We start from the raw sequence: 23,393 nt of genomic DNA, 5'->3' as shown, positions 1-23,393 counted from the left end.
GCGTTCCTATTCGTCCATTTCTTGGTTGCGGCGGTCCATCAATTCTTCGAGTGACTCACCATCGTCACCTGCTCCTGTTCCCTGCATGATCAACAACGGGTCAACCGCTCGCCATGCTGGCATGTGTGCCAACAATCCCGAAACGAGGAACCCACTACGAAGTGCCCAAGCGACAATCCCGACGGTAAAACTGGACGCAGCGGCACCGGCCGTTCCTACCATGATCAAGTCGCCTTGGATCTGGCTGTCGAGTTGTTTTTGATAGTTGTCGAGCTGGTCCCACATTTGACCTGGGCTTGTCAACAACGCGTAATCGGCGACCGAAATCGCTTGAAATGCCGAATCGTTAAACCCGGAATCCGCATTTTGCAGTTTGCTTGTCACAGTCGTGTCTGAGCGATAAGACCCCTCGTCGCCGGAATCGGATTCCGTATTGATTTGAGAGGTTGTTTGAACGCTGAATACCGTGATTTCTTGATTTTCGTCATCGTCGACTTGCAGGAACTCGACAACGTTGTTGTTGACGTTGCCCGCGCCCTCGTTTTCACTCCGCTCGGACTGCATTCCCGCGAACCCGATGTTGGCGACATTGGTTGCGTCGTTGTCCGAAGCGTTATCAGCATCCGAGTCACTGTTGTCGTCACTGGCGTCGTCGTTTCGGTTGTCCTCCGGTTCGGGAGCGTCTTTGACCGGAGGAAGGGGCAGAGGAATCGCAGCGGGACGCACGTTGATCACCACCGTTGCCACGTTACTATCGCTAGCACCGTCGTTCGCTTTCCACTGGAAGCTGACCGTTCCGGTGAAACCCACCTCGGATGTGTAAACGAATCGCCCCGTTGGATCCAAGCTCAAACTTCCCGAAGCGGGCGGCGTCACCAATACTGCCGTCATCGGATCGCCGTCGACATCGATCGTATTCCGCTGGAACACGTCGGCAGCAAACTCAGTTCTCTGCCCCGAAATCGTATTGACCTGAGTATTTGTCATCACCGGAGCTGTATTGCTACCCACGACGTTTAGGGTGGCGCCACTGACAAGCGGACCTTCATTGGATCCGAGTGCGTCAATGAAACTAACGGAAACACGTATCGCACTGCCGGTATCCGCAGCGGATAGGGTGTAGGTGCTTGATGTGGCACCTGCGATCACGCCTCCGCCACGCGTCCATTGATAGACAAAGCTGCCCAGTCCATCCGCGTCGGCAATGCCGCTCGTGTCGGCGGTCAAAGTCTGTCCTTGTGCCGCGACTCCGACGATGACGGGTTGTCCTGTGGCATCGTCGTTAATGGAAGTAGCGTCCACGACGATATTTTTCGATTGGGTCGTTATCGAATCATCGACCGTGATCGTGATGGTTGTCGATGTCGTCGTGCCGACCGCAGCCTGGTTTTCGGTCGGATCAAAGACGAGCTGACGAATCGCGGTTTCTGCGAGTGCGGCAGAGGAAGCCGTTCGCGAGTACACACCGCCCCCATCGTCGCTGAACCCGCTGGCGATCAACGAAGCGGTGGTAAACGACCCGTTAGCGTCTCCGCCGCTGAGCGAAACCGTGATCGAGACATTGTCGCCATCGATATCCGAAATCGTGACAGTGCTAAAAATCGCAGCGGTACTGTTATCGTTCAGCGTTTTGTTTGCGGTCCCTGCAATCGTGGGTGCATCGTTCTGATTGGTGATCGAAACGGAATGGTTGGCAAAATCATCCGGACTTCCCGTGATCGTTGCGTCATCGACATTCACGGTGACATCAAGGGAGGGGTTGGTTTCAAAATCAAGCGAAGCCCCCGCTTTCAATCGTAAATCATTGCCCACGATCTCGAACAGTGCGGCGTCGGCACCCGACAGACTCAATGTTTCCGTTCCCAACGCATCGTCATCCACCGTGATGGTTGCCACCGTGATCGCGGAACTTGTATCGGTGTTTTCGCCCATCGTCGTCACAACGGGAGTCAGCGTGACCGTCGGGGCTTCGTTGATATCACTGATCGCGATGGCAAGTGAATCGGAATCGTCAAACGTAGCGCCAATATCGGTGTCATCAACACGGACGGTCACATCAAGTGAAGGATTCGTTTCAAAGTCGAGCGTCACGCCGGCTTTCAAATGCAGTTCGTTGCCGCCTACGATTTCGAACATGGCGGCGTCGGCCCCCGTCAACGAAAGTACATTGGTACCTGTTCCGTCATCGGTGACAGTAATGTCGGCGACTTTGGTGCTTCCGGAACTGGTATCGGCGTTCTCGGCCAACGTCGTCACTGGGTTAGTCAGCGTGACCGTGGGAGCTTCGTTGACATTACTAATCGTGATGGCAAGTGAATCGGAATCGTCAAATGTAGCGCCTATATCGGTATCATCGACCTGGACGTTCACGTCAAGCGATGGATTCGTTTCAAAGTCGAGTGTTACGCCGGCTTTCAAGTGCAGTTCATTGCCGCCGACGATTTCGAACATGGCGGCGTCGTCACCCGTCAACGAGAGTACATTGGTCCCCATTCCGTCGTCGGTGATGGTAATGTCTGCGACTTTGGTGCTGCCGGAACTGGTGTCGGCATCCTCGGCCAACGTCGTGACGGGGTTACTCAGCGTGACCGTGGGGGCTTCGTTGATATCACTAATCGCGATGGCGAGTGAATCGAAATCCTCAAACGTCACGCCAATCTGTGCATCATCGATACGGACGGTCACATCAAGCGAAGGATTCGTTTCAAAGTCGAGCGTCACGCCGGCTTTTAAGTGCAATTCGTTACCACCCACGATCTCGAACATGGCGGCGTCATCGCCCACCAACGAAAGCACATTGGTGCCGTTTCCATCGTCGCTGATTTGAATGTCTGAAATCTTGATACTTGACGCCGTATCGGCGTTTTCCGCCAAGGATGCGAGCTTGTTAGTCAATGTCACGGTGGGAGCGGAATTGACACCTGCGGTTCCATATTGGCGAGCGAAGACACCACTCGTGTCGACCTGGCCGGCTTGATCCCCTGCACCGCTCCAAACGACGACGAAGTTCTCGATGTCGAGCATGGCAACCGAAGCCTTGCTTTGCGTGCCGGAGGTGCTCTCGTTGACTCGAAATTCGCTTCCAATCAGGTTGCCATTCGAGTGAAACCTCTGGCCAAAGATTCCGTACGAATCGCTTTGTCCTGCCTGCGATCCGTAGCCTTCCCAGACGACGATAAAGCGTCCATCTTCCTCTATTGCGATCGATGGATCGACTTGGTCAAAGCTTGATGTAGTGGCGACGGTCTGCGTGCTGCCGGCGGTGGATCCGTTGTTGCCATAACGTTGTAGGTAGACATCGCTAGGAGTAAGCGTTCCTGATTGTCGCCACGCCACGACGAACGAACCATTGCTTTGCATCGCCACGGCGGCGTTGCCAGCGTATACACTGCCGGAAACGGTAACTTGACCGCCCTGTTCATTGGCGTTGTCGTCAAACCGTTGGAAATGAACTCCGTTTGAATCGTCCCAAACGACCACGAAGTCGCCATCGTCGTTCATTGAGATCGCAGCGTCGTATTGGATTCCGCCAGTCGCGGAGTTGACGCGGAATTCGCTTCCCACTGCCGAACCAGAACTGTCAAAACGCTGCGCAAAGATCCCAGCCGAATCGATTTCTCCGCTCTGGGTTCCGTTGCCTTGCCAGGCGATTACAAATTCGCCTGTGGAGGTGTTCATTCCGATGACCGAATTCTTCTGTGTCCCCGAGGTGCTGGTGTTGGCAAGCAGCTCGCCCGTCAACGCTGTGCCATTGGCAGCGAACCGCCGGTAATAAATGTCCTCGGCGGCCGTTCCTTGGTTGCTTGTCCACGTTACGACAAATGTGCCATCAAACGCAGACGAGACACTGGCCCATTGTTGATCGTTGGTGGGCGTTTCATTAACGCGAAACTCGGTCGTGATCGCCGCTCCGCTGGCGCTAAACCGCTGTGCATAAACGCCTTTGCCCGATCCATCCTGGTTCAAACTGGTCCAAACGACAACGTAACTGCCATCGGCGGCCATCGACACCGCCCGCGTACTGCCACGGTCGTCGGCGCTGGTTATCTGTTGATCACCGACTTCATCATTGACCAAAAACTCATTTGATGCCGTCAATGTTTCGTCGGCATCGGTCACGGTCACGGCCAGCGTTTGATTGTCCGTAAACGTCCCATCGCTAGTCTGGACGGTAACGTAGTAAACGTTGTTGTCTCCCGCGTCGTCTGGGTCTTCGAAATTAGGCGGCGCAATAAAGCTCAACTCACCGCTTGAGCTGTTGATGGTGAAGTTGGCAGCGTCGGTGCCGCTGATCGAGTAAGTCAGTGTTTGGCCAGGCAAATCAGCATCTGTCGCCGTTACCGTGGTTACGCTGGTCGTGTTTTCCGACACATTGATCGCGGCACTCGCACCGCCACCGTTGGAGGTGATTGCCGGAGCGTTGTCGTTCACTGCCGTGACGGTCACGGCAATCGCTTGTGTGTCGGTTAGCGATCCGTCGCTAACTTGGACAATCACATCATAGATATTGTTACCGCCGGTGTCGCTCGGTGCTTCGAAGTCGGGAACCGCGATGAAGCTAAGCACTCCCGTCACACTATTAATCGTGAACTTAGCCGCATCGTCACCCCCGCTAATCGAATAGCTGAGCGACTGGGTCGGCAAGTCGGCATCGGATGCCGCAACCGTGGTCACGGTCGATGTATTTTCATTCACATTTACCGCAGCGTTGGTGCCTCCACCGTCACTTGTGATCACCGGAGCTTGATTCGGAGGAATCGTTGCAGAGGTCAATGAGAAGCCAAAGATTTCCTCTGGCAGGGAATCCAATCCGACATCCGATCCGTCCAACACCAGTGTGGCCGTGAAGTTGGATGAGGCAGATCCCAGATCGGTCGTGGTTACCGAGATTGAAAAGATGTCATTGCCGGTCACGACGACATTATTGCTGCCCACTGTCCCGCCAGCTTTTACTGAAACAAGGATCTCGCCCACATTCAGCGTGTGACCACCGAGGGTGATGCTATTTTCGATCAGATCCAATCCCTGCAATTGACCGCTCAAGATCGATGTTTCGTCGATTAAGGTTTGCAGCGTCCCGGTGGTGCTAATCGCACCGACATTGTCCGGAGTGTAGTATTGGATTTTGTGATGCTGGAGCGAGTCGGTATGGGCAAGTAAGAAACTGCCTTTGGACAACGTAACGTCGCCGACGAGGGTGTCTTGCGTTATCAAGGTCACTGCATGAAAGCCAAGACTGACAGGGTTTTTTAGCAAAATCGTGAAGGTTCCCGAACTGTAATTGCCTGTGGCATCGGGCCGAAAGACGATCAAGTCATTGCGAGTGACCGCCAGTGTATTCGTACTGATCAGCGTCTCAATATCGCGAGTCGCGAACAGCACATCCCCGGCTTGCAGACCATATGTCGTCGTGTTTCCAATCGTGATATCTTCGGTGACATAGTGCAGCGACTCGATATCAGCTGCTCCGTCTTGAGCAAACGAGGTCAGATTAAACAGACTCGCAAAACTGCCACTAGTTGTTCCTGCAACAGGATCAAGACTAGTGATGCTGCCAAACTCGATAATTTCTCCTGCATCCCAGGCCGATAATCCCGGTGCACCACTGGAGGTTACGTTTTGGTCGGTACTGATCAGAATACTGTCGGATGGCAGTCCGGATTCCACCGAGTCGTTGACGGTAACGGCAATCGCTTGGCTGTCGGTCAAAGTGCCATCGGTTACCTCGACAATGACGTCATACACATTGTCGCCACCGACATCGGTAGGTGTTTCGAAGTCAGGTGCAGCGATGAAACTCAATACGCCAGTCGAGTCATTGATGGTGAATTTCGCTGCGTCGTCACCGCCGCTAATCGAATAGGTCAGTGTTTGGGCCGGGGCATCGGCATCCGTTGCAACAACGGTCGTTACCGCAGTATGGTTTTCGGAGACATTGACGCTCGCCGTTGCTCCGCCACCGTTGGATGTGATCTCGGGACTGCTTTCATTGACCGCTAAAACGTTGATCGTGAACATTTCCGTCGCGGTCGAAGTGTCGCTGCTGGTGGCACGGACGGTGATGTCATGCGACGTCGTGACCTCGTAATTTAATAGCGATCCATTGGAAACGGTAACCACTCCGGTTGTACTGTTGATCTCGAAACGTCCTCCGGCATCGTCATCGAGCGAATAGGTCACGGTGTCACTGGGATCCGTCGCGAAAGCTGTCACGCCAACCGTGGTTCCATTGGCGGCGTCTTCATCGACTTGGTTCGCCCCCGAGTCGGTGTCGGTGACTGCGCCGACCGGACCAACCACACTGTATTGGATTTGCACGTTATCGACGAACAGCGATTCCGTGGCATTCATGCCATTGGTGACAAAACGAATCTGCGTGTTACTTGCGATGAAGCTGCTGATATCGTAGCTCGTCGACTGCAGTGCACCATCATTCGCTGGACCTGCAAAGCGATCGAGTTCGCTCCACGTTCCGCCGCCATTCGAGGAGGCTTCGATAACAATAAAATCACCGGCATCATCCAGTCCAGTACGGGCATAGTCAAAGCTGAGTGTGGCCGTCGTGGCACCGGCCAAATTCGCTTGCCGCATCGCTCCTTTGCCGGTCTGCCACATTTCCATCCCCTGGGCGCCGAATTTTGTATAGATCTGAACGTTTCCGGCACTTACCCCGTTGCTCTCGCCGATCTCTTGCCAACTGTTGCTCCAGTTCGCGTTTCCGTCGTTACCGCTATAAACATTGCTGTTGAATTGATCGAGTACGGTAAGCAGCGGGCTGATGGTAATTGCAACGGTATCGTCGTCACTCTTGGCGCCGTCGATCCCCGTGTTGCCCAAATCGTTGGTCACGATTTGCAAACTGCCAGCCCCGTTGGCAGTGCCGGTAAAACTCAGTCCGTCAAGCGCCGCGTTGATGTCCGCTATCGTTCCGCTAAACGTCATTGTGATGTCGGCGGTTCCATCGCCATCCGTAAACGACAACCCCGTGACGCCGCTTAATGAGGCGACGCCCTTGGTAGCGTTAAGCGTCACCTGCAGCGATCCCGAATTCGCATCGATATCGCTGATCGAGATCAAATTTCCATTAGCGGCATTAAATGTCTTGGCGAGCCCGACCATGACGGTCTGAGCGGCGGGCAGGCTGTTTTCAGGAGCGTCATTGATCGCAGAGATAACCAACGATGCGGTGTCGGTCGCCGCAGAAAATGCCGTTGCACCTCCGTTGACCGACGTGTCGGCTAAGCTGTCGACTGTGTATTGGGTTTGATCCCAGGCACGGAAAGTGATCGCGTTGGCGATGCTGCCGTTCCAATTGGCGTTGGGCTGGAAATACAACCGCGTTGCTGCGTCTGCCGCAAGCAATCTGGCGCTGACGCCCGAGACGGCACCAAGTGTTGTCCAGGTCGAACCATTGTCGGTCGAATACCACCAAGTTCCGTTAGCGGAATCGGCGGCCGTAATGGCAATGCCCAACGAAGGACTGGCATCCACGTCGGTCACGTTATCCAATTGTCCCGATGGCGACGAGAGGTCCACGAGTTGTGAGACAAGCGTGCCGACCGCTCCAGACGGAGCACCCGCATCCTCATTGATCGCAGTGAACGATGGGCTCTTGGCACTGTCCAACACGGGCGCGTTGTTGGCAAGCGTGGAATATTCAAAGGCTCCGATATCAATCGAGCCATCGCGTGCGACGCCACGCTGATCGACCGAAGGGGCGCCAGTTGCCGTCCCCACGTTGTACGCCGCACTGCTGATGGTGATGGCATGCGTGTCGGTTTGACCGCCGTTGTTGGTCAAAGCCCCCAGATTCGGATTCGTTCCCGTGATGTCGCCACCAAATCCCGTTGCAGTACCGACCGATTGAATCAAGTTGGATCCATTGCTCGAAAAGTCGCCCATCACATCGGGATCGGTGCTGATCCCGGTATTATTCGCGACAATCGTGTTGGAGATCGTCACGATGGCGCCGTTATTGACGATCCCGCCACCTTTGTCACCGGTATTCAGCGTGATCGTCGAATTGGTAATCGTGATATTGGTGTCGGTATACAGGCCACCACCGTCACCGCTAGCGGTGTTACCGCTGATCGTCACATTCGTTAGCGTTCCACCAACGGCACCATGGAAATTGATGGCACCGCCTTTGCCTGACGCGTTGTTATCGAACAGCAACACGCGCTGCAAGTTTGCGGTTCCGTGAACGTGAATCGCCCCACCGTCATTGCTTGCGTTATTTCGCAGCAACGCGTCGGACAAGTTCAATACGCTTGAACCATCTACGAAAATACCGCCCCCGTCACCCTCGTTGCCACCTTGGATCGTCATCGACGACATCGTGACGACACTGCTTCCTTGCAATTCAAAGACGCGTTTGCCAAGCGCGCTACCATCGATAATCGTCGAGCGAGCATCCGATCCGGTGATGGTTAGATTCTTGTTGATATCGAGCGTGTCGATGGTCAAATTATACGTCCCCGCCCCCAGTACAATCGTGTCACCGGCGGTTGCCTGAGCAATCGCTTCGCGGAGCGAGGTGAAACCGTTTGCGGAGACTTCGTCGGCAAACGTATTGACGGTGATCGTGGAGAGCTTGCCAGCCCAATTCTGTTGTAGTTCGGAACTGAACGCGACTGCGGATTCGATCTCGCCCGTGCGATACTCCAAGTCCCAATCGGCAGCAAAATTGGCATACCCCGTATCGTCGTCACTGGCGGCGACATCGGCCCCGGTTAACGTGCTAACCGAATCAATCAGCGTGCGACCGCTCTCGCCCGACGCCAAGTCACATCCGTAAAACAGAATGTCGGCGTCTATGTTTAGCGATGAATTCCATCCCGCGATCTGGCCGGCGTAGCCATCAAGATTCTCGCTGCTGAGCCAAACACTGCCCAAACGAACGGCAAAATCTTCGGCGTGCGAGACAATGTGTAGCGAAGAAACGTTGGATCGCCCCGCAAGAATCTCGCTGATTTGGTCCACGCCATCCCGCTGAGCGTCCAACACAAAGACTTCGAAATTACGCTCTGACTGGCCAAGGTCCTCTAGTAATTGCTCAAGGTCCTGGACGCGTGAATCGACCACCACGATCTCGACGGCGGCCTGAGCGGTCTCGTTTTGCGAGGCTCCGTCGGCCGACGAGGAACTGCTTTCTGCGGGGTCAGCCTCGGCCACCATCACGGCCGAATCGTCGGCAGGGTCTGCTGCGGCAACGTCCATCGGCGCTGCACTAAACAAAATCCGCGGCTCAAGATGAGACAGTTCGAGCCCGCGTTGCCACGAGCGGCGTGAAACAGGTCCTCGCACGATATTGCGTGTGCAAACCGTCAACTGATCCAGCGTCAACAAAGTTTGCTGCCACCAATTGCGGGTTGGAAAGGACATGGATTGTTACTCGTGAGGGTTACGTGGGGAGCCAAAAACTTTGAGATGTAACGCTAACTGACCAATTCAAAGCTACCCGACGACTAACAATCAGGTCGGAGTTGCGCAACAAGATAAACATGGGTGGATAGTTAAGGTGTGACGATTGTGCGGCAAAAACAGATCGTAACGGCCGATGGGGCAAGTCCTACGGATTTCGGTGCATCCGTCTGTACGCGATCTGCACGATGTGCCGATCCAATGGAATGGTGGGGTCGTGCCGTCAATGATTGCATTGCGCCACCACGCAAGCGAAATCATTGTGACAACAAAAATCCATTTTCAAGCGACTCGAGTGCACTAGGCTCGTATGCAACTCTTTAATGAAACGACTGAACAACGGAGACTGGAACCTATTTGGGTTCTCCCGTTGATGCGTGTTGCAATGCCATCTTGGATTTTTGCATGTGCAAGCGTTGTCTGCGCCGTAGCCAACGCACAATATCCAATCGATTATCGCGTCGACACTCTACAAAATGGGACTGAAAACCACGCGGTCAGTTCACTGGACCCGTACCGAGCCCGTGCGACGTTGTTGCCCGATTCGGTGCCGAACCGATTTGCCGTTGAAAACAGCGGCGATCCGGCCGAACAGGTCGTGCCGATGTGGTGGGAAACTCCCATCAGCAACTCCATCGGACTGGCCGAAGATTCGCATCCCGTCGACATTCATACGCTGATCGAGATGGCACTGGCCTCGTCGCCGTACGTGCAAGCCATTTTGACCGAGCCTCAGATTCAACGCACTGAAATCACAATCGCCGACGCCGAATTTGATCCACTCAGCTTTGTCGAGTCAAAGTTTTCCGACATCAACGAGCCCGTCGGCAGCACATTGACCACGGGCGATAACTCGGACCGATTTCGCGACGAAACACTCAGCGGATCCGCGGGCGTTCGCAGGAAAACACGTGCGGGCGGCGAATTCGAGATGTCACAACGGGCTGGCTACCAAGCCAATAACTCGACGTTTTTGACGCCAAACCCGCAAGGCACCACGCGGCTGGAATTTAGTTTCACTCAGCCATTGATGAAGGATCGCGGTACGACATTCAACCAGACACGCATTTTGCTCGCGCGTTTGGAAGTCGGCGAAGTGAATGCCGAAGTGCGAGCCAATCTAGAAAATCATCTCGTGGATGTCGCACGTGCCTATTGGGATCTGTTCCAAGCACGCGCCGAATGGTTGCAACGAAGTCGGTTGCTCGAATCTGCAATTCACCTTCACGAGATCCTGCTGTCACGCCAGGGTGTCGATTCCCATCAACGTCAAATATTGCGAGCAAGCGTTGCGGTCGCCAGTCGTCGTTCGGATCTGATTCGCGCCGAAGCCCGCATTCGCAATGCGCAATCACGGCTGCGAATGTTGACCGGTAGTGAACAGTTGCGATTCGCTCATCAACAAGAACTGACGCCGCAAGACCAACCGTTCACGATGCCGGTGGAGTTGTCGTTGCGGGAATCGGTTTTCACTGCCTTGGAACACCGTGCTGATATCAATCAATCGATTCGCAAAATTCAATCGACCACCGCTCGTGTGGGCGCCGCCCGAAACCAAGTGCTGCCGCGATTGGATTTGATTCTCAGCAGCTACATCGCAGGACTCGATGGCAACCGTAGCTCGCTACGTGCGTTTGAAAACCAATTCAGTGACGGTCGCCCAAGCTACGCTGCAGGATTTTTATTCGAGTTGCCAGCTGGCAATCGTGCTAGCCGAGCACGACTGAACCGAAATCGTCTTGAGATGACGCGTGCGATGTACGAGTTTCAACAAACCACCGAGGTGGCGTTCGCCGAGGTCGAGATTGCGGCTCGCGAAACGCAGACCTCGTTCGCGGAAATGAAGGTTAAACAGCAGTCGATCAATGCTCAAAATCGCGAAGTTAACTATCTGCAACAACGCTGGGAATTGCTGCCCGATCCAAATGAATCTGCCGTCTTATTGATTGACGATTTGTTGGACGCGCAGGAACGGCTCGCTGACGAAGAACGTGCCTATGTCACCTCGCAGGTCGCCTATGTCATGTCTTGGGTGAATCTTCGCAAGGCAATGGGAATGTTGCTGCGATTTGACCACTTTTCAACCCAAGATACGACAGCCGATCGCAGTCCCGAAACCATGGAGCCAAGCGACTTTCTTGGTACGGACGATCAACTGTTCGGAAACGATTCGTTTGACGAAGATACGTTGATGGGCAGCTGGTATGGCTCTGAAGGTTACTTTGGGGAGAAGCGATGATTGCTGCTCTCTGGAACCCCACCAGTCGATCAAAGCAAGCGGATGAGATCGGCCGGCGCATCCGCTGCGAGCAATGGGTTCGCAATCAGATCGCACAGGCACGCGAGTTGTCGTACACGCTTCGTGATGTGTCGGCGGACGAATTAGTAGCGCATACCAATCGTCTGCGAATTGCCGCGCGAGATCCGAAGGCAGAGGGACTCTTTGCAGACGCGGCCGCCGCAGTGATCGAATCGATTCGGCAAACGCTCGGGATCAACCTTTTCGATGTTCAATTACACGCAGGGTTTGTGATTGCATCGGATGCGGTTGCTGAAATGCAAACAGGCGAAGGCAAAACGCTCTCCGGCGTGTTACCGGCGTATCTAAAATCGCTGACCGGGCGTGGCGTCCACGTGATCACCCCGAATGCCTATCTCGCTAAACGAGATCAGGAAAAACTGGATCCCATTTTCTCGCGACTGGGCGTCACGACAGCGATCTTGGTCGAGCAAGCGGATCCATCGGTGAACCGCCAAGCTTACCAGGCTGATATTACCTATGGGCCTGCGCATGCGTTTGGGTTTGACTACTTGCGTGACCAGATATCGCTCGGAGATGGCGCGACCGCGATATTCGAGCGAATTCAAAACCGACTGCAAGACAGCGAACCGATCCAGCGACCGCTGCATGCTGCGATCATTGACGAAATCGACAATGTGCTGATCGACGATGCCGTTTCACCGCTGATTCTCAGCAGTGGTGGTGACCAACAGGCGGCCGATGCCGAGCTGCACCGTATTGCAATTGTCATTGCAAAGCGTCTCGAGGCGCCGCGTCATTACGTCGTCGATGAATCCCAGCGGATGGTGCACTTGACCGAAACCGGATTCCAGCAGATTTACGAAAAGAGTGACATCGCGGTGCATCCGCAACTCGTCCGTCCTTGGCACGAATACGTCACACTGGCCATTCGGATCAAAGAGTTCTATCGCCGCGATGTCGATTTCATCGTTAGCGACGGAAAAATTAAGATCGTCGATTCTTCTACCGGTCGTATCTTCGACGACCGCACGTGGTCGGGTGGACTGCATCAAGCCGCCGAAGCATCACAGCGGTTGCCAATCACCGCAGAAACGAGATCGCTCGCTCGTATTACTCGGCAACGATTTTTCCGCTATTACAAATCGATCGCTGGCATGACGGGTACCGCCCGAGGCTGCGAGCGTGAATTTGCATCCGTTTACGGATTGGCAGTCCAACCGATCCCGCTGAGAATCCCTAGTCGTCGAGTGATGCAATCGGACTGTATTACAAGGACGTTTGCTGAGAAATGGGCAGCCATTGCAGATGACACACAGCAAATGAATGAACTCGGACGACCCGTCTTGATCGGCACTTCGGCGATCAGCGAAAGCAAAGCCGTCGCCGCAGAACTGGAAAAGCGAGGCTTGTGTTTCCAATTGCTCAATGGCGTTCAAGACGCCGACGAAGCGAGCATCATTCGGAATGCCGGCCAGACGCGAGCGATCACGGTTGCCACGAATCTGGCAGGCCGGGGCACCGACATCGCACTCGATACAACCTCGCGAGAACTTGGCGGTTTACACGTCATCGTGACCCAACGTAGCGGACTTGCTCGCGTCGATCGACAATTGATTGGCCGCGGCGCCCGTTGTGGTGACCCAGGTTCAGCACGCATTTATTTGTCGGCCGAAGATGAACTGGTTTGCCGCCACGCTCCGTGGATTGCAAAATCGCTTTTACGATCGACCGCGAACAACCTACAAACGATCCCCAAGATCCAGCAGCAACTTAACAAAGCGCAAACCAACCAACAGCGACGCGAGGCCATGTTGCGATTGCGTCTACTAAAAAAAGACAACGAAACCGAAACCTTGCTACGCCGACAAACAAGCACTCACAAAATCACGTAGTGGATCTTGCTAAAGATCCCTTCAATCAGAACCACGTCGTAGATCCTTTTATAGAACCTGCATTCGGATCTTTAGCAAGATCCACTACACCAAGAAATAGAAAGATTTTTGCGACGTAGCGAGCGGTTGACCATCGTTTGCTGCCCGTCTTTGTCGAAAATGGAACTTAGACAATGAACAATATTCACCACTACATCTCATTGGCGGTGCTGGCAACGTGCACCCTATCGTCAACGATTTCACGGGCGGCCGAAGCGGAAAGTTTCACCGAGCCGTATAAACGTGTCGACGTGCCGGCAGCGGAGATCGGCATCCTCGCCGCCATCCTTGTTTCCGAGGGGGATGAGGTTTACCCGACTCAATTGCTCGCCCAGCTCGATGATTCGGTTCTAAAAGCATCGCTTGAGATGGCAAAGTCGGCAAAAGACGCCGAGGGCTCGCGTCTTGGTGCAACCTTGGAACTTCAGAGTCGTCAAAAACAGCTGGCGAGCTACAAAGAACTGCGTGAACGAGGCAACGCTTCGGTGCGTGAACTTGACCGTAGCGAGACCGATTACCAGCAAGCAAAGTCGAGGTTGCAATCGATCAACGAAGAACTCGAGGTGCGTCGACTTGAGTACGAACGAGTCAGGGCACAAATCAAACAGCGTCGCATCGAATCGCCAATCTCAGGCGTCGTTATCTCGATTGTGAAAGATCAAGGCGAATTTGTCTCGCCCACCGATCCGGTGGTCATGCAAGTTGTGCAACTGGATAATTTAAAAGCTGTTTTTTCCATTCCCATTGAAGTGGCATCCACTTTCACAATGGATCAACAAGTCGCGTTGAATATTGGGAATCCGGCAATCCCCGCCACAGGAGTAGTGGAGTTTGTCTCGCCGGTTGCCGATGCAGAGAGTGGGTCCGTGCGAATTAAAATCCGCATTCCCAATCGCGACCGCAAAATTCAAAGTGGCGTCGTTGTCCGCTGGCAGTACTCCGATGCGACGGACGACAATTTGGGCGTGCCCGGCGACCGCACGCCTCGTATTAGTCATTCTCCGATGATGCCATACATCGGCAATTCCGCTCACTAAGTAGGTCAATATGAGTCATTGCACATAATGATCTGAGCCGACGGCGCTAGCCGCGGGCAAGTTTCCTACAATATTGACGCTCTCCGCGGCTAGCGCCGTCGGCTCACAAAACAATCGACGTTTCACCGGTATATACCGAACGACCTCGCTAGATCGCTAAATTTTTTCATGACCGGCAGCACGCCAATCGTACCGCAAAATTCGTCGTCGCTATCAAGCGAACCGATACCGGTACGTCTGCACGCGTCATCGACGGCTACGGATGACGGCAATTCACCGCACGCTACCAACGAACTTAACTACGCGGAACAAATCGACGACCGTCTGCGGATTTTGTCCGTCGCGATCGAATTGCAACTCTGTCTCGATTCAATTGCGAATATCGAGGATGCCGCGACCGCCGTGGCCGAGCAAATCAGCGAGACGCTTTCCGCAGCGGGTGTGTATCTTGGATGGCGAGCAGCGGGCTTGGAAAAAGACGTTCAGCGCCCGATGCGAATCGTCGGCCAGTCGCATGAATCTGATGCTTCCACGCAATCCGAGACGCACCGACTGCTGACGGCAGCGATCGACGAGATTGCCCTGCGGGGCGGTTCCACCCATTGGCCAGTGACCGATCATGTGAATCGACATGCGTTGATGTCAGTTTCACAGTTCGTAGCCGAAACCAAGTCCGAGCGGCTTTCAGCCATCACATTGACGGACAATGATGGCGATGTTCGCGGCGTTTTGCTTGTCCTCGACGACGCCGTCGATCCATTGGTAACCGATCGACTGCTTGACGTATTGCGTTTCCCGATCCTCAGCAAACTGCAATCGATCGAGCGGTCCACGCCAGGGCGATTGCAGCGATGGACTCGAAATGCTGCAAACGCCACGACCGGTTTTCGTGCGAAATTGGCGTTGTATGCGTCCATCGTGATCGCAGGCCTGTTGTGTTTTCCCGTTCAATACCAGGTCCGTTGTGATTGTGAACTGCAACCAGTCTCTCGGCGATACATTGCGTCGCCGATCGATGGCCCGCTTGAAAAATCGTATGTCCGCCCCGGGGATCGCGTGAACCAAGGTGACTTGGTTGCGAGTATCGATGCTCAAGAGATCGAGTACAAATTAGCAGGCCTGCGTGCGGAACTCAGCGGCATCACTCAACAGCGAAACCGCCATGTGGTGAAACATGACTTCGCATCGAGCAAAATTTCAGAACTCGAATCGGAACGATTGAGTGTGGAAATGGATCTGCTGGAGTATCACCGAGGCAACTTGGAAATCCGCAGTCCCATCGATGGGGTCATTGTCAGCGGAGACCATCACGAAAGCATCGGCACTCCGCTAAAGCAAGGTGAAACCTTGTTCGAGATAGCGCCGCTTGGTGAGATGATGATCGAAGTTGCGGTCGACGAACGTGAATTTCCTTACGTTGATGCCGAGATGCTAGTGAATGTCTCACTGCTTGCCCTGCCGGGACATGCGATCCAAGGCACGATCCAGCGGATGCATCCTCAGGCCGAGCTCAAAAACCATCAAAATGTTTTCATTGCAGAATCCAAAATCGAGGATCCTGAGAATTTAATGCGTCCCGGAATGCGTGGGTACGCATGGGTCCAGAGCGACCCTCATCCACTCGGTTGGGTTCTCTTTCATCGCTTGTACGCATCGCTACGTTCAATGGTGGGGTGGTAGCCCCATGTCACGGCGGGATCCCAACACAATTGACCTAGCGGAACAGCCGATCCGCTTAGCCGACGACCTGCGTTTTTGGCCGATCCAACAGCGTGGACAAACGGCGTACCGTATCGAGATCCCGTCGCTGCACCAATTCTATCATGTTGGTTACGAAGAGTATGTCTTCTTATCATTGTTAGACGGAAAGACGACGGTCCCGCAGGCATGCGGACTAGCGGCGGCAACCCTAGGCAGCCGAGCACCGACGACCGATCAAGCTCAATCGATCGTGCACTGGTTGCTTGAAAACGAACTCGGTTATCTCGCCAACGCAGCAACCCCGACGCGAAAGCGAGACCGCGATACTGGATCGAACCCTCGCGGCGTTGATTCGGCGTTCTCATTGCGTTCGCTCAACCCGTTTTGGATGAAAGTCCCCGTGCTGCGATCCGAACGATGGATCGCGGCGACAGCCCAATCGCTGCGGGCTGTGTTTTCACCCGCAGCACTGGTCCTTGGATTCCTGATCATTGTCGGCGGCATCCTTTGCTTGGCGTTTCAATGGGATCGTTTTTCAACCGAGTCGGCTCAAGTTTGGAGCCGCTCAAACTGGATTTGGTTGTTTTCATTTTGGGTTGCTCTGAAGTGTATTCATGAACTCGCCCACGCCGTGGCCTGCCATCGGCAAGGAGCAAATGCGCGCGAAGTTGGCGTCGTTTTTATCCTGTTCGCTCCGTTGGCTTACGTGGATGTCACAAGCTGTTGGCGGTTGAACAGCAAATGGGCTCGAATCGCTGTGTCGGCGGCCGGTATGTACGTCGAGTTGTGTATTGCATCGTTGGCGATGATCGCTTGGTGCTTCGTTGACTCACCGTCGTTGTCGTTCTTACTGCATCGGTTGATCCTGGCAGCTGGAATATCCACGATCGCGTTCAATGCCAATCCGCTGATGCGATTCGATGGCTATTACATCCTTTCGGATTGGCTGGAAATCCCCAATTTGTATTCCGCAGCGTCCCAGGCGGTGGTACAACAAATCCGTCGACTTGCTACGGGGGTGTCACCATCGGGTAGTTCGCTGCAGGGCTGGCGTCGCTATTTCGTGTTGGTTTACGGAATCGCTGCATTGGTTTGGCGAGTCGTCATTTGCACGACTCTATTGCTTGCCGCATCGACGATGTTTTCGGGTGCTGGGATCGTCTTGATGGGAGCCGGCATTTGGATGTGGTTCTTGCGTCCGCTGAAACGGCATGCCCAAAACGCATTGAAATTGCTGCAAACCGATTTTGCCACGTTTTGCCGAGCCAGTATTGTTGGCGGCGGACTGGTTGCCGCCGCGATTATCGCTGTTTGTTGGTTACCGATTCCGACTTCTTCCCGTGCTGCTGCCGTCGTGCGGTACGCTCCGGAAACGCTCGTTCGCAGCCGAGCCGACGGCTTTATTCGACACGTGCACGTTCGTGATCAAGACAAGGTTCGTCGCGGCGATTTGCTATTGGAAATCGAGAACCGTGAATTGACGAACCACCGCGATCGCCTAGAGATTGAACGGCAGCAGATCAAGATCAAAATTCGGCAAGCGATTGAACAGAAGGAATTGGGCGAACGAATCGTCTTGCAAGAACATCTAAAATCGATCCAGCAGCAGTACGAGCAAATCGCCAAGAAATGTGATTCACTTCGTGTCACTGCGTCTCGCGATGGTCAAGTCATCACCCGCGGACTGGATCAATTTGTCGGCCGTTATGTCCGCGAAGGCGACTTGTTGATGACCGTTGCGTTCTCTCGTGATAAAGAGATCATGGCGCTGATAAGCCAATCGCAGATCAAACAAGCCCGTCCCATCGTCGGCACCAACATTGGCGTTCGATACTCCGAGAACCGTCGCGCCACGGCGCTGTTTGAGAAACTCGAACCACGTGCGACTGACCAGCTGGTCGTGGCATCGCTATCGTCACTCGAAGGCGGTCCGCTGAGCGTCCAGAGGCAATCTTCCGAAGCTGAATCTCAATCCGAAACGGACATCCGACTCCTTGAACCTCATTTTGTCGGCCGAGTCCGCTTGGACGCCGAGTCTGCCGACGTGCTGCCGGCCGGATTGCGAGTCGAGGTGGAATTGGATCACCGGACCGATCCTCTATTGCGTCGCGCCTCGGACAAGATCACGCGATTGTGGCATACGCTGCAGCAAGAATCGCTGCGATAGAGTTAGCTACCGCTGCTCCGCAGCTAGAGCAAAAAACTCACCACCCTGCCGCGGTAGCGGCGTCAGCGTTCTTTTTGCTATCGCCATTTTGCGGCGTGGGATTTTTAGGGCCCATCGATCATGCGGCGCGGGAGCCAATCCCATCCGCAGTTGAAATCCTTGACGGATCTTCAACAATTCTTTCGCCCCGATTGGCATCTAGGTTGCACGGTTGCTCGGTTTCGATGACAGTTTGTATTCGCAACCTCTTCTAACACGCCAACCCTCGTTCTTTACAAAATGCAATTTACAGCCAACGGTGGGGCCAGACGCGGCCTTTGTTCATACAATACGGCGTGTCCTCTGAACCTTAGCGTGCTCGTCGCGTGTTTTATCGCCTTCTTTGCGACTACCAGCCCCTCCGTATTACTCGGTCAAAATTCCGAATCGAGTGCTCTGGTTGCGACGGCCATCGACAATCCGCTTGAAAACAAAGACGCCGTTGATGCGAAAACCATCGAATCGGGACTCGCATCGCTCGCCGCAAACGACAGTCTTGATGCCACGCTAAAAACGGCGCTCGAAGAGCTGTATCAGCAAGCCAAACAGAACCTCAGTGCGGCGGAAGCGAGCGACAAAAACATCCAGCAGCTCGAATTGATGGCGACCGACGCTCCGGCGCGGATGAAGCAAATCAAGTCCGAGATCGACTCAAATGAGGTGGTCAAATGGGCGTTGGATCCCGATTCCACTGTCGAAACGATCAAACAAAAAATTGCCGAAACTCAACTCGCACTCAGCAATACGAGCGGCAACGATGGCAAACTCACTGCGGAACCAGCTCGCCGACAAAAACGACTCGGGGAAATTCCTGCCGAAATCAGCCAAGCCGAAAAGGACTTAGAACAAGTCGACAAACAACTTGCTGGACCCGCGTTGCCGAGTGAGCCTGCCGCGCAGACTCAGGCTCGCACGATTCAGCTGCGATCAAAACAACAAGCACTTCAAAAGAAGATTGAGGAACTTAAGAAGGAACAAGCGGCCTACCTTGCCACCAACGACTTGCTGCCGTTGCAGCGTCAATTGTCCGAGCGACAAACCGCACAACTTCGCAGCGACCTGGACGCCCTGCAGACCGCGCTAACGCAGCGTCAACGCAGTGAGGTTGCCGACACGATGCAGGGGCTGCGCAATGATTTGCAACAAGTTCCAGAAGAACTCAAACCGCTGGCCCAAAGCAATATCGAAGTCACCGAGCGACATCAGAAATTGGTGGGCGAGTCATCCCGAGCACTGACTCGGTTGACCGAAACCCAACAAGCTTATGAAGACGTCAAAAACGCGTTGAAGGTTTCGCAAGAGCGGCTTGAAGCGGTCGGACTGACCGACGCCCTTGGATTGATGCTACGCAATAAACGGCGAGATTTTGAAGAGCTGAGTGCCAAGTTCCGCCCGCGAGCGGATCTGCAAGAAAAGATCCAAGAACACCAAATCAGCGTTTTTGAATTGGAAGATGAAGCTGCGAAAGTAGAGCAGCAAATTGCAGCGATCCCCGCCGACACGCCTGAGGACGATCCCGAGCTCACGCTTTTAAAGAAACGCAAGGAATTGTTGGCGGCTACGATCCAGGCTCAAAACTCCATCTTGCAAACGATGCTAACCGCTGACACTCAGCGTCGCGAACTTCGCGGTGTGATCGATGAATACATCGATTTCGTGGATAAAAATGTGTTCTGGATTCGTAGTTCGCCCATATTCTCTGTTTCTGAACTGGAATATCTGCCAACTGCTGCTCGCTGGTTGACCGATGCCGAAAACTGGAAAAAAGTGTACGACCAATTGGTGCGGAGCTTTCTTTCACGTCCGCTCCGCTCGTTGATCGGAGTGCTAACTGTATTGACCCTGGTGTTCTATCGATCGCGTTTGCGGCGTTGGGTACGCGAGTTCGGTGAAGATGCGATGCGGACCAATGCAACGTTTCGTTGTACCGCTTCCGCACTCTTTTTTTCCATCGTACTGGCTTGTGTCTGGCCCGCGTTCTTTGGATTTGTGGGTTGGTCGCTGCAAGGCAATCTCGGAGCCGATCCCTTCGTGCTCGGAATCGGCAACGCCTTTGGCGTCACGGCGCTGTTCATTGCGTCCCGAGAATTGATTAAAGAGGTTTGTCGAAACAAAGGCTTGGCGGAAGCTCATTTCGCCTGGGACGATTCGATCCGCAAAATGTTACGGTTCCACCTGCGTTGGTATACCGCGATCGGAGGCGTCTTGATTTTCCTGATGTTGTCGCTTTACGAGCATCCTGATTCGCAGCTTCGCTCCGCGGCATCGCGATTAACATCGATCGCGTTGTTCCTGGTCACTGCGATGTTTCACAACGTAATCTTCTCCGTAAATAGTCCAATTTTCAACCAAGTCCGACGTGACAATCCGGATTCGATGGCGTATCGATGGCGCCGCGTGATCTGGCTGGTTCTGACCGGATTTCCGCTCGTCTTTGCCGTGCTGGCGGTTGCCGGTTACCTCGATACCGCATTCAACTTGGGCAAGTTGATGCAAACGTCGATTCTGCTACTAGTGATGTTGCTGCTCGTTATGGCATTGGCGTTTCGATGGCTAAGTCTGCATTACCGCGACGTCGCAAGACGGCAAGCACGCGAGATGCGTGAAAAGAAACTTGCCGCGTTGCAAGCCTCTTCCGCCGAAGGGTTGCCCACTGATATCGGTATCGAACTTCAAGAGGAAGACAAGGCGGATTTGCCGAAGCTCGATCGTCAGACGCGGCAATTGGTCTATGTGATGGCCACGGTGATCGCGTTGTCAGGTTTCGCTCTGATTTGGAGCAACGTTTTACCAGCGATCGAAATTTTTGACCGCATCGAATTGTGGCGAGTCCATGTCGGTGAGAATATTGAAACGGTTACCATCCGCGATCTGCTGTACGCGCTCATGACGATCGTAGTGCTTGTCTATGCGATTCGGAATTTGCCGGGGCTTTTAGAGTTGTTCGTGCTCCGTCGTACATCGCTCGACAGTGGAGCCCGTTATGCGTTGACCACGATTCTTCGCTACACATTGACGGTCGCTGGCAGTTTTGTGGTTTTGAATATCCTCCGCGTGCCATGGACTCAGCTTGGTTGGTTACTTGCCGCAGCATCCGTCGGCCTTGGTTTTGGTCTGCAAGAAATTGTGGCTAATTTCGTCTCAGGCATCATCCTGTTGCTCGAACGCCCCGTTCGTGTTGGAGACATCGTCACAATCGACGGGACCACGGGTGTCGTTTCACGAATCCAAATGCGAGCGACGACGGTGACCAGCTGGGAACGCAAAGAGTTGGTTGTTCCCAATAAGGATCTGATCACTGGCAAGATTCTCAATTGGTCACTCTCGAACGTGATCAATCGCTTGTCGATCGAAGTCGGAGTCGAATACGACGCCGATCCCGATCAAGTCCGCGCGATCTTGGAACGTGTGGTCCGCGAGCATCCTGACGTGATGGACGACCCCGCTCCGTTGATCAACTTTGACTCGTTTGGCGACAGTTCGCTAAACTTTGCGGTCCGCTTTTACTTGGCGAATCTTGACCGCCGAGTTGGGGTTACCCATGAAGTCAACACGGCGATCATCCAGGCATTCCGAGAGGCGAACATTTCGATTCCGTTCCCGCAACGCGATGTCAATTTCAGCGTCAAAACGGAAACGATGCCACTTGGAATCCTGTTGGACCGCAGCAGCCGCAACGGCGACAGCAAGTAGCCGCGTGCCATGCAAAGGCTCGCGGTTTGCCACCTCTCCGCCAAACCTCGCGCAGGCGAGGTGGCTTGCGTCGTGTCACCTCTCCCAAACTTGTTTGGGAGAGGTCGAGCAGAGCCTTTAGCGATTGCTCGGGCGAGGGCCGTCCGAGCAATCCGCGCCGTACGCCGCATCAAATGTGCTCTCTCAGCATTCACACCAACCAATCCATCACTTTCCGCCTGACCTCTCTGGCTTCGTACATGCGAAGTAGGTTTCACCGGCCACAACGATTTGATATGCATTCGCATCGAAGGCTCGGTATGATCTGGGATGGCATCACGAACTAATGGGGAGGGCCGATAGTGATGGCGATTCGAGAAAACCCGAACACAACCGTCAAAGCTCGCGAACTTCGCGCGAGACAAACAAAAGCGGAGTCACTGCTATGGCGAGTGCTTCGAGGCAGGAGACTTTGCGGGTTGAAATTCCGACGGCAACATCCGATCGAACCCTACATCACGGATTTCGCGTGTATTCAGCGGAAGCAAATTGTCGAAATCGACGGAGGCTACCATGATGCAATCTACGAAGCGGACGAATCACGCCAGCGATATATCGAAAGAAGAGGCTGGGATGTGCTGCGATTTTCGAACGAAGACGTGCTCGCCGATGTCGAAGCCGTAGCAATCGGGATCGCCAAACACTTGCAACTCGAACCAGAGTTTGGTGGAAGAAAGCCCAAATAAGCATTAGCGACGGAGACTTTGAGCTCCAAGCAATCGTAGCTTGCGCCCGAACGTACGCAGGCGAGGAGACTTGCTGCATGTCACCTCTCCCAAACATCGTTTGGGAGAGGTCGAGCAGAGCCTTCAGCGATTGCTCGGGTGAGGGCTGTCCGAGCAAGCCGAGTCGTACGACGCATCAAGTATGCGCGGTCGGCCCTCACCCGGACGAGGCCTATAGGGCCCGTCCGACCTCTCCCCAGCTGCGCTCGGGAGAGGTGGCTCGTGGTATATCACCGTACCGTCAAGCCTCGCGCAGTCGAGGGGACTTGCTGCATGTCACCTCTCCCAAACTTGTTTGGGAGAGGTCGAGCAGAGCCTTCAGCGATTGCTCGGGTGAGGGCCGTCCGAGCAATCCGAGTCGTACGCCGCATCAAG

The 23,393-nt window shown here is 54.2% G+C and carries 8 protein-coding genes; 7 read left to right on the top strand and 1 reads right to left on the bottom strand.

Annotation, left to right across the window (positions count from 1 at the left end; translation table 11 throughout):
- Positions 1-6 precede the first annotated feature (6 nt).
- Positions 7-9,384 carry a DUF4347 domain-containing protein gene (locus SH528x_RS27760; RefSeq protein WP_442506694.1) on the bottom strand — a complete coding sequence of 3,126 codons (9,378 nt, stop codon included), beginning with the start codon at positions 9,382-9,384 and terminating at the stop codon, positions 7-9.
- A 424-nt stretch (positions 9,385-9,808) separates the two neighbouring features.
- Here SH528x_RS27760 and SH528x_RS27755 point away from each other — a divergent pair, with 424 nt between their 5' ends.
- From SH528x_RS27755 to SH528x_RS27725, 7 genes are all read left to right on the top strand, one after another.
- Positions 9,809-11,662 carry a TolC family protein gene (locus tag SH528x_RS27755; RefSeq protein WP_442506693.1) on the top strand — a complete coding sequence of 618 codons (1,854 nt, stop codon included), beginning with the start codon at positions 9,809-9,811 and terminating at the stop codon, positions 11,660-11,662.
- Positions 11,659-13,578, top strand: coding sequence for a preprotein translocase subunit SecA (locus SH528x_RS27750; protein ID WP_442506692.1), 1,920 nt, complete (start codon positions 11,659-11,661; stop codon positions 13,576-13,578). The genes SH528x_RS27755 and SH528x_RS27750 overlap by 4 nt, the downstream gene beginning before the upstream one ends.
- 173 nt (positions 13,579-13,751) lie before the next feature.
- Positions 13,752-14,654 carry an efflux RND transporter periplasmic adaptor subunit gene (locus tag SH528x_RS27745; protein WP_442506691.1) on the top strand — a complete coding sequence of 301 codons (903 nt, stop codon included), beginning with the start codon at positions 13,752-13,754 and terminating at the stop codon, positions 14,652-14,654.
- 168 nt (positions 14,655-14,822) lie between these two features.
- Positions 14,823-16,334 carry an efflux RND transporter periplasmic adaptor subunit gene (locus tag SH528x_RS27740; protein ID WP_442506690.1) on the top strand — a complete coding sequence of 504 codons (1,512 nt, stop codon included), beginning with the start codon at positions 14,823-14,825 and terminating at the stop codon, positions 16,332-16,334.
- A 4-nt stretch (positions 16,335-16,338) separates the two neighbouring features.
- On the top strand, positions 16,339-18,522 hold the full coding sequence (locus tag SH528x_RS27735; protein WP_442506689.1) for an efflux RND transporter periplasmic adaptor subunit: 2,184 nt from the start codon (positions 16,339-16,341) through the stop codon (positions 18,520-18,522).
- 279 nt (positions 18,523-18,801) lie between these two features.
- Positions 18,802-22,254: a mechanosensitive ion channel domain-containing protein gene (locus SH528x_RS27730; RefSeq protein WP_442506688.1), complete on the top strand. Its 3,453-nt coding sequence runs from the start codon at positions 18,802-18,804 to the stop codon at positions 22,252-22,254.
- 344 nt (positions 22,255-22,598) lie between these two features.
- Positions 22,599-22,979: an endonuclease domain-containing protein gene (locus SH528x_RS27725; protein WP_442512187.1), complete on the top strand. Its 381-nt coding sequence runs from the start codon at positions 22,599-22,601 to the stop codon at positions 22,977-22,979.
- Positions 22,980-23,393 lie beyond the last annotated feature (414 nt).

This window comes from Novipirellula methanifontis (genome assembly GCF_052161655.1).
Lineage (GTDB): Bacteria > Planctomycetota > Planctomycetia > Pirellulales > Pirellulaceae > Novipirellula.
Note: the sequence above shows the minus strand (reverse complement) of the source record. Positions and strands in the feature narration are given on the sequence as shown.

What these genes read in the sequence shown, in the direction of transcription:
- SH528x_RS27760 (WP_442506694.1), bottom strand. Translation starts at nt 9,384, where the DNA reads ATGTCCTTTCCAACCCGCAATTGGTGGCAGCAAACTTTGTTGACGCTG.
- SH528x_RS27755 (WP_442506693.1), top strand. Translation starts at nt 9,809, where the DNA reads ATGCCATCTTGGATTTTTGCATGTGCAAGCGTTGTCTGCGCCGTAGCC.
- SH528x_RS27750 (WP_442506692.1), top strand. Translation starts at nt 11,659, where the DNA reads ATGATTGCTGCTCTCTGGAACCCCACCAGTCGATCAAAGCAAGCGGAT.
- SH528x_RS27745 (WP_442506691.1), top strand. Translation starts at nt 13,752, where the DNA reads ATGAACAATATTCACCACTACATCTCATTGGCGGTGCTGGCAACGTGC.
- SH528x_RS27740 (WP_442506690.1), top strand. Translation starts at nt 14,823, where the DNA reads ATGACCGGCAGCACGCCAATCGTACCGCAAAATTCGTCGTCGCTATCA.
- SH528x_RS27735 (WP_442506689.1), top strand. Translation starts at nt 16,339, where the DNA reads ATGTCACGGCGGGATCCCAACACAATTGACCTAGCGGAACAGCCGATC.
- SH528x_RS27730 (WP_442506688.1), top strand. Translation starts at nt 18,802, where the DNA reads ATGCAATTTACAGCCAACGGTGGGGCCAGACGCGGCCTTTGTTCATAC.
- SH528x_RS27725 (WP_442512187.1), top strand. Translation starts at nt 22,599, where the DNA reads ATGGCGATTCGAGAAAACCCGAACACAACCGTCAAAGCTCGCGAACTT.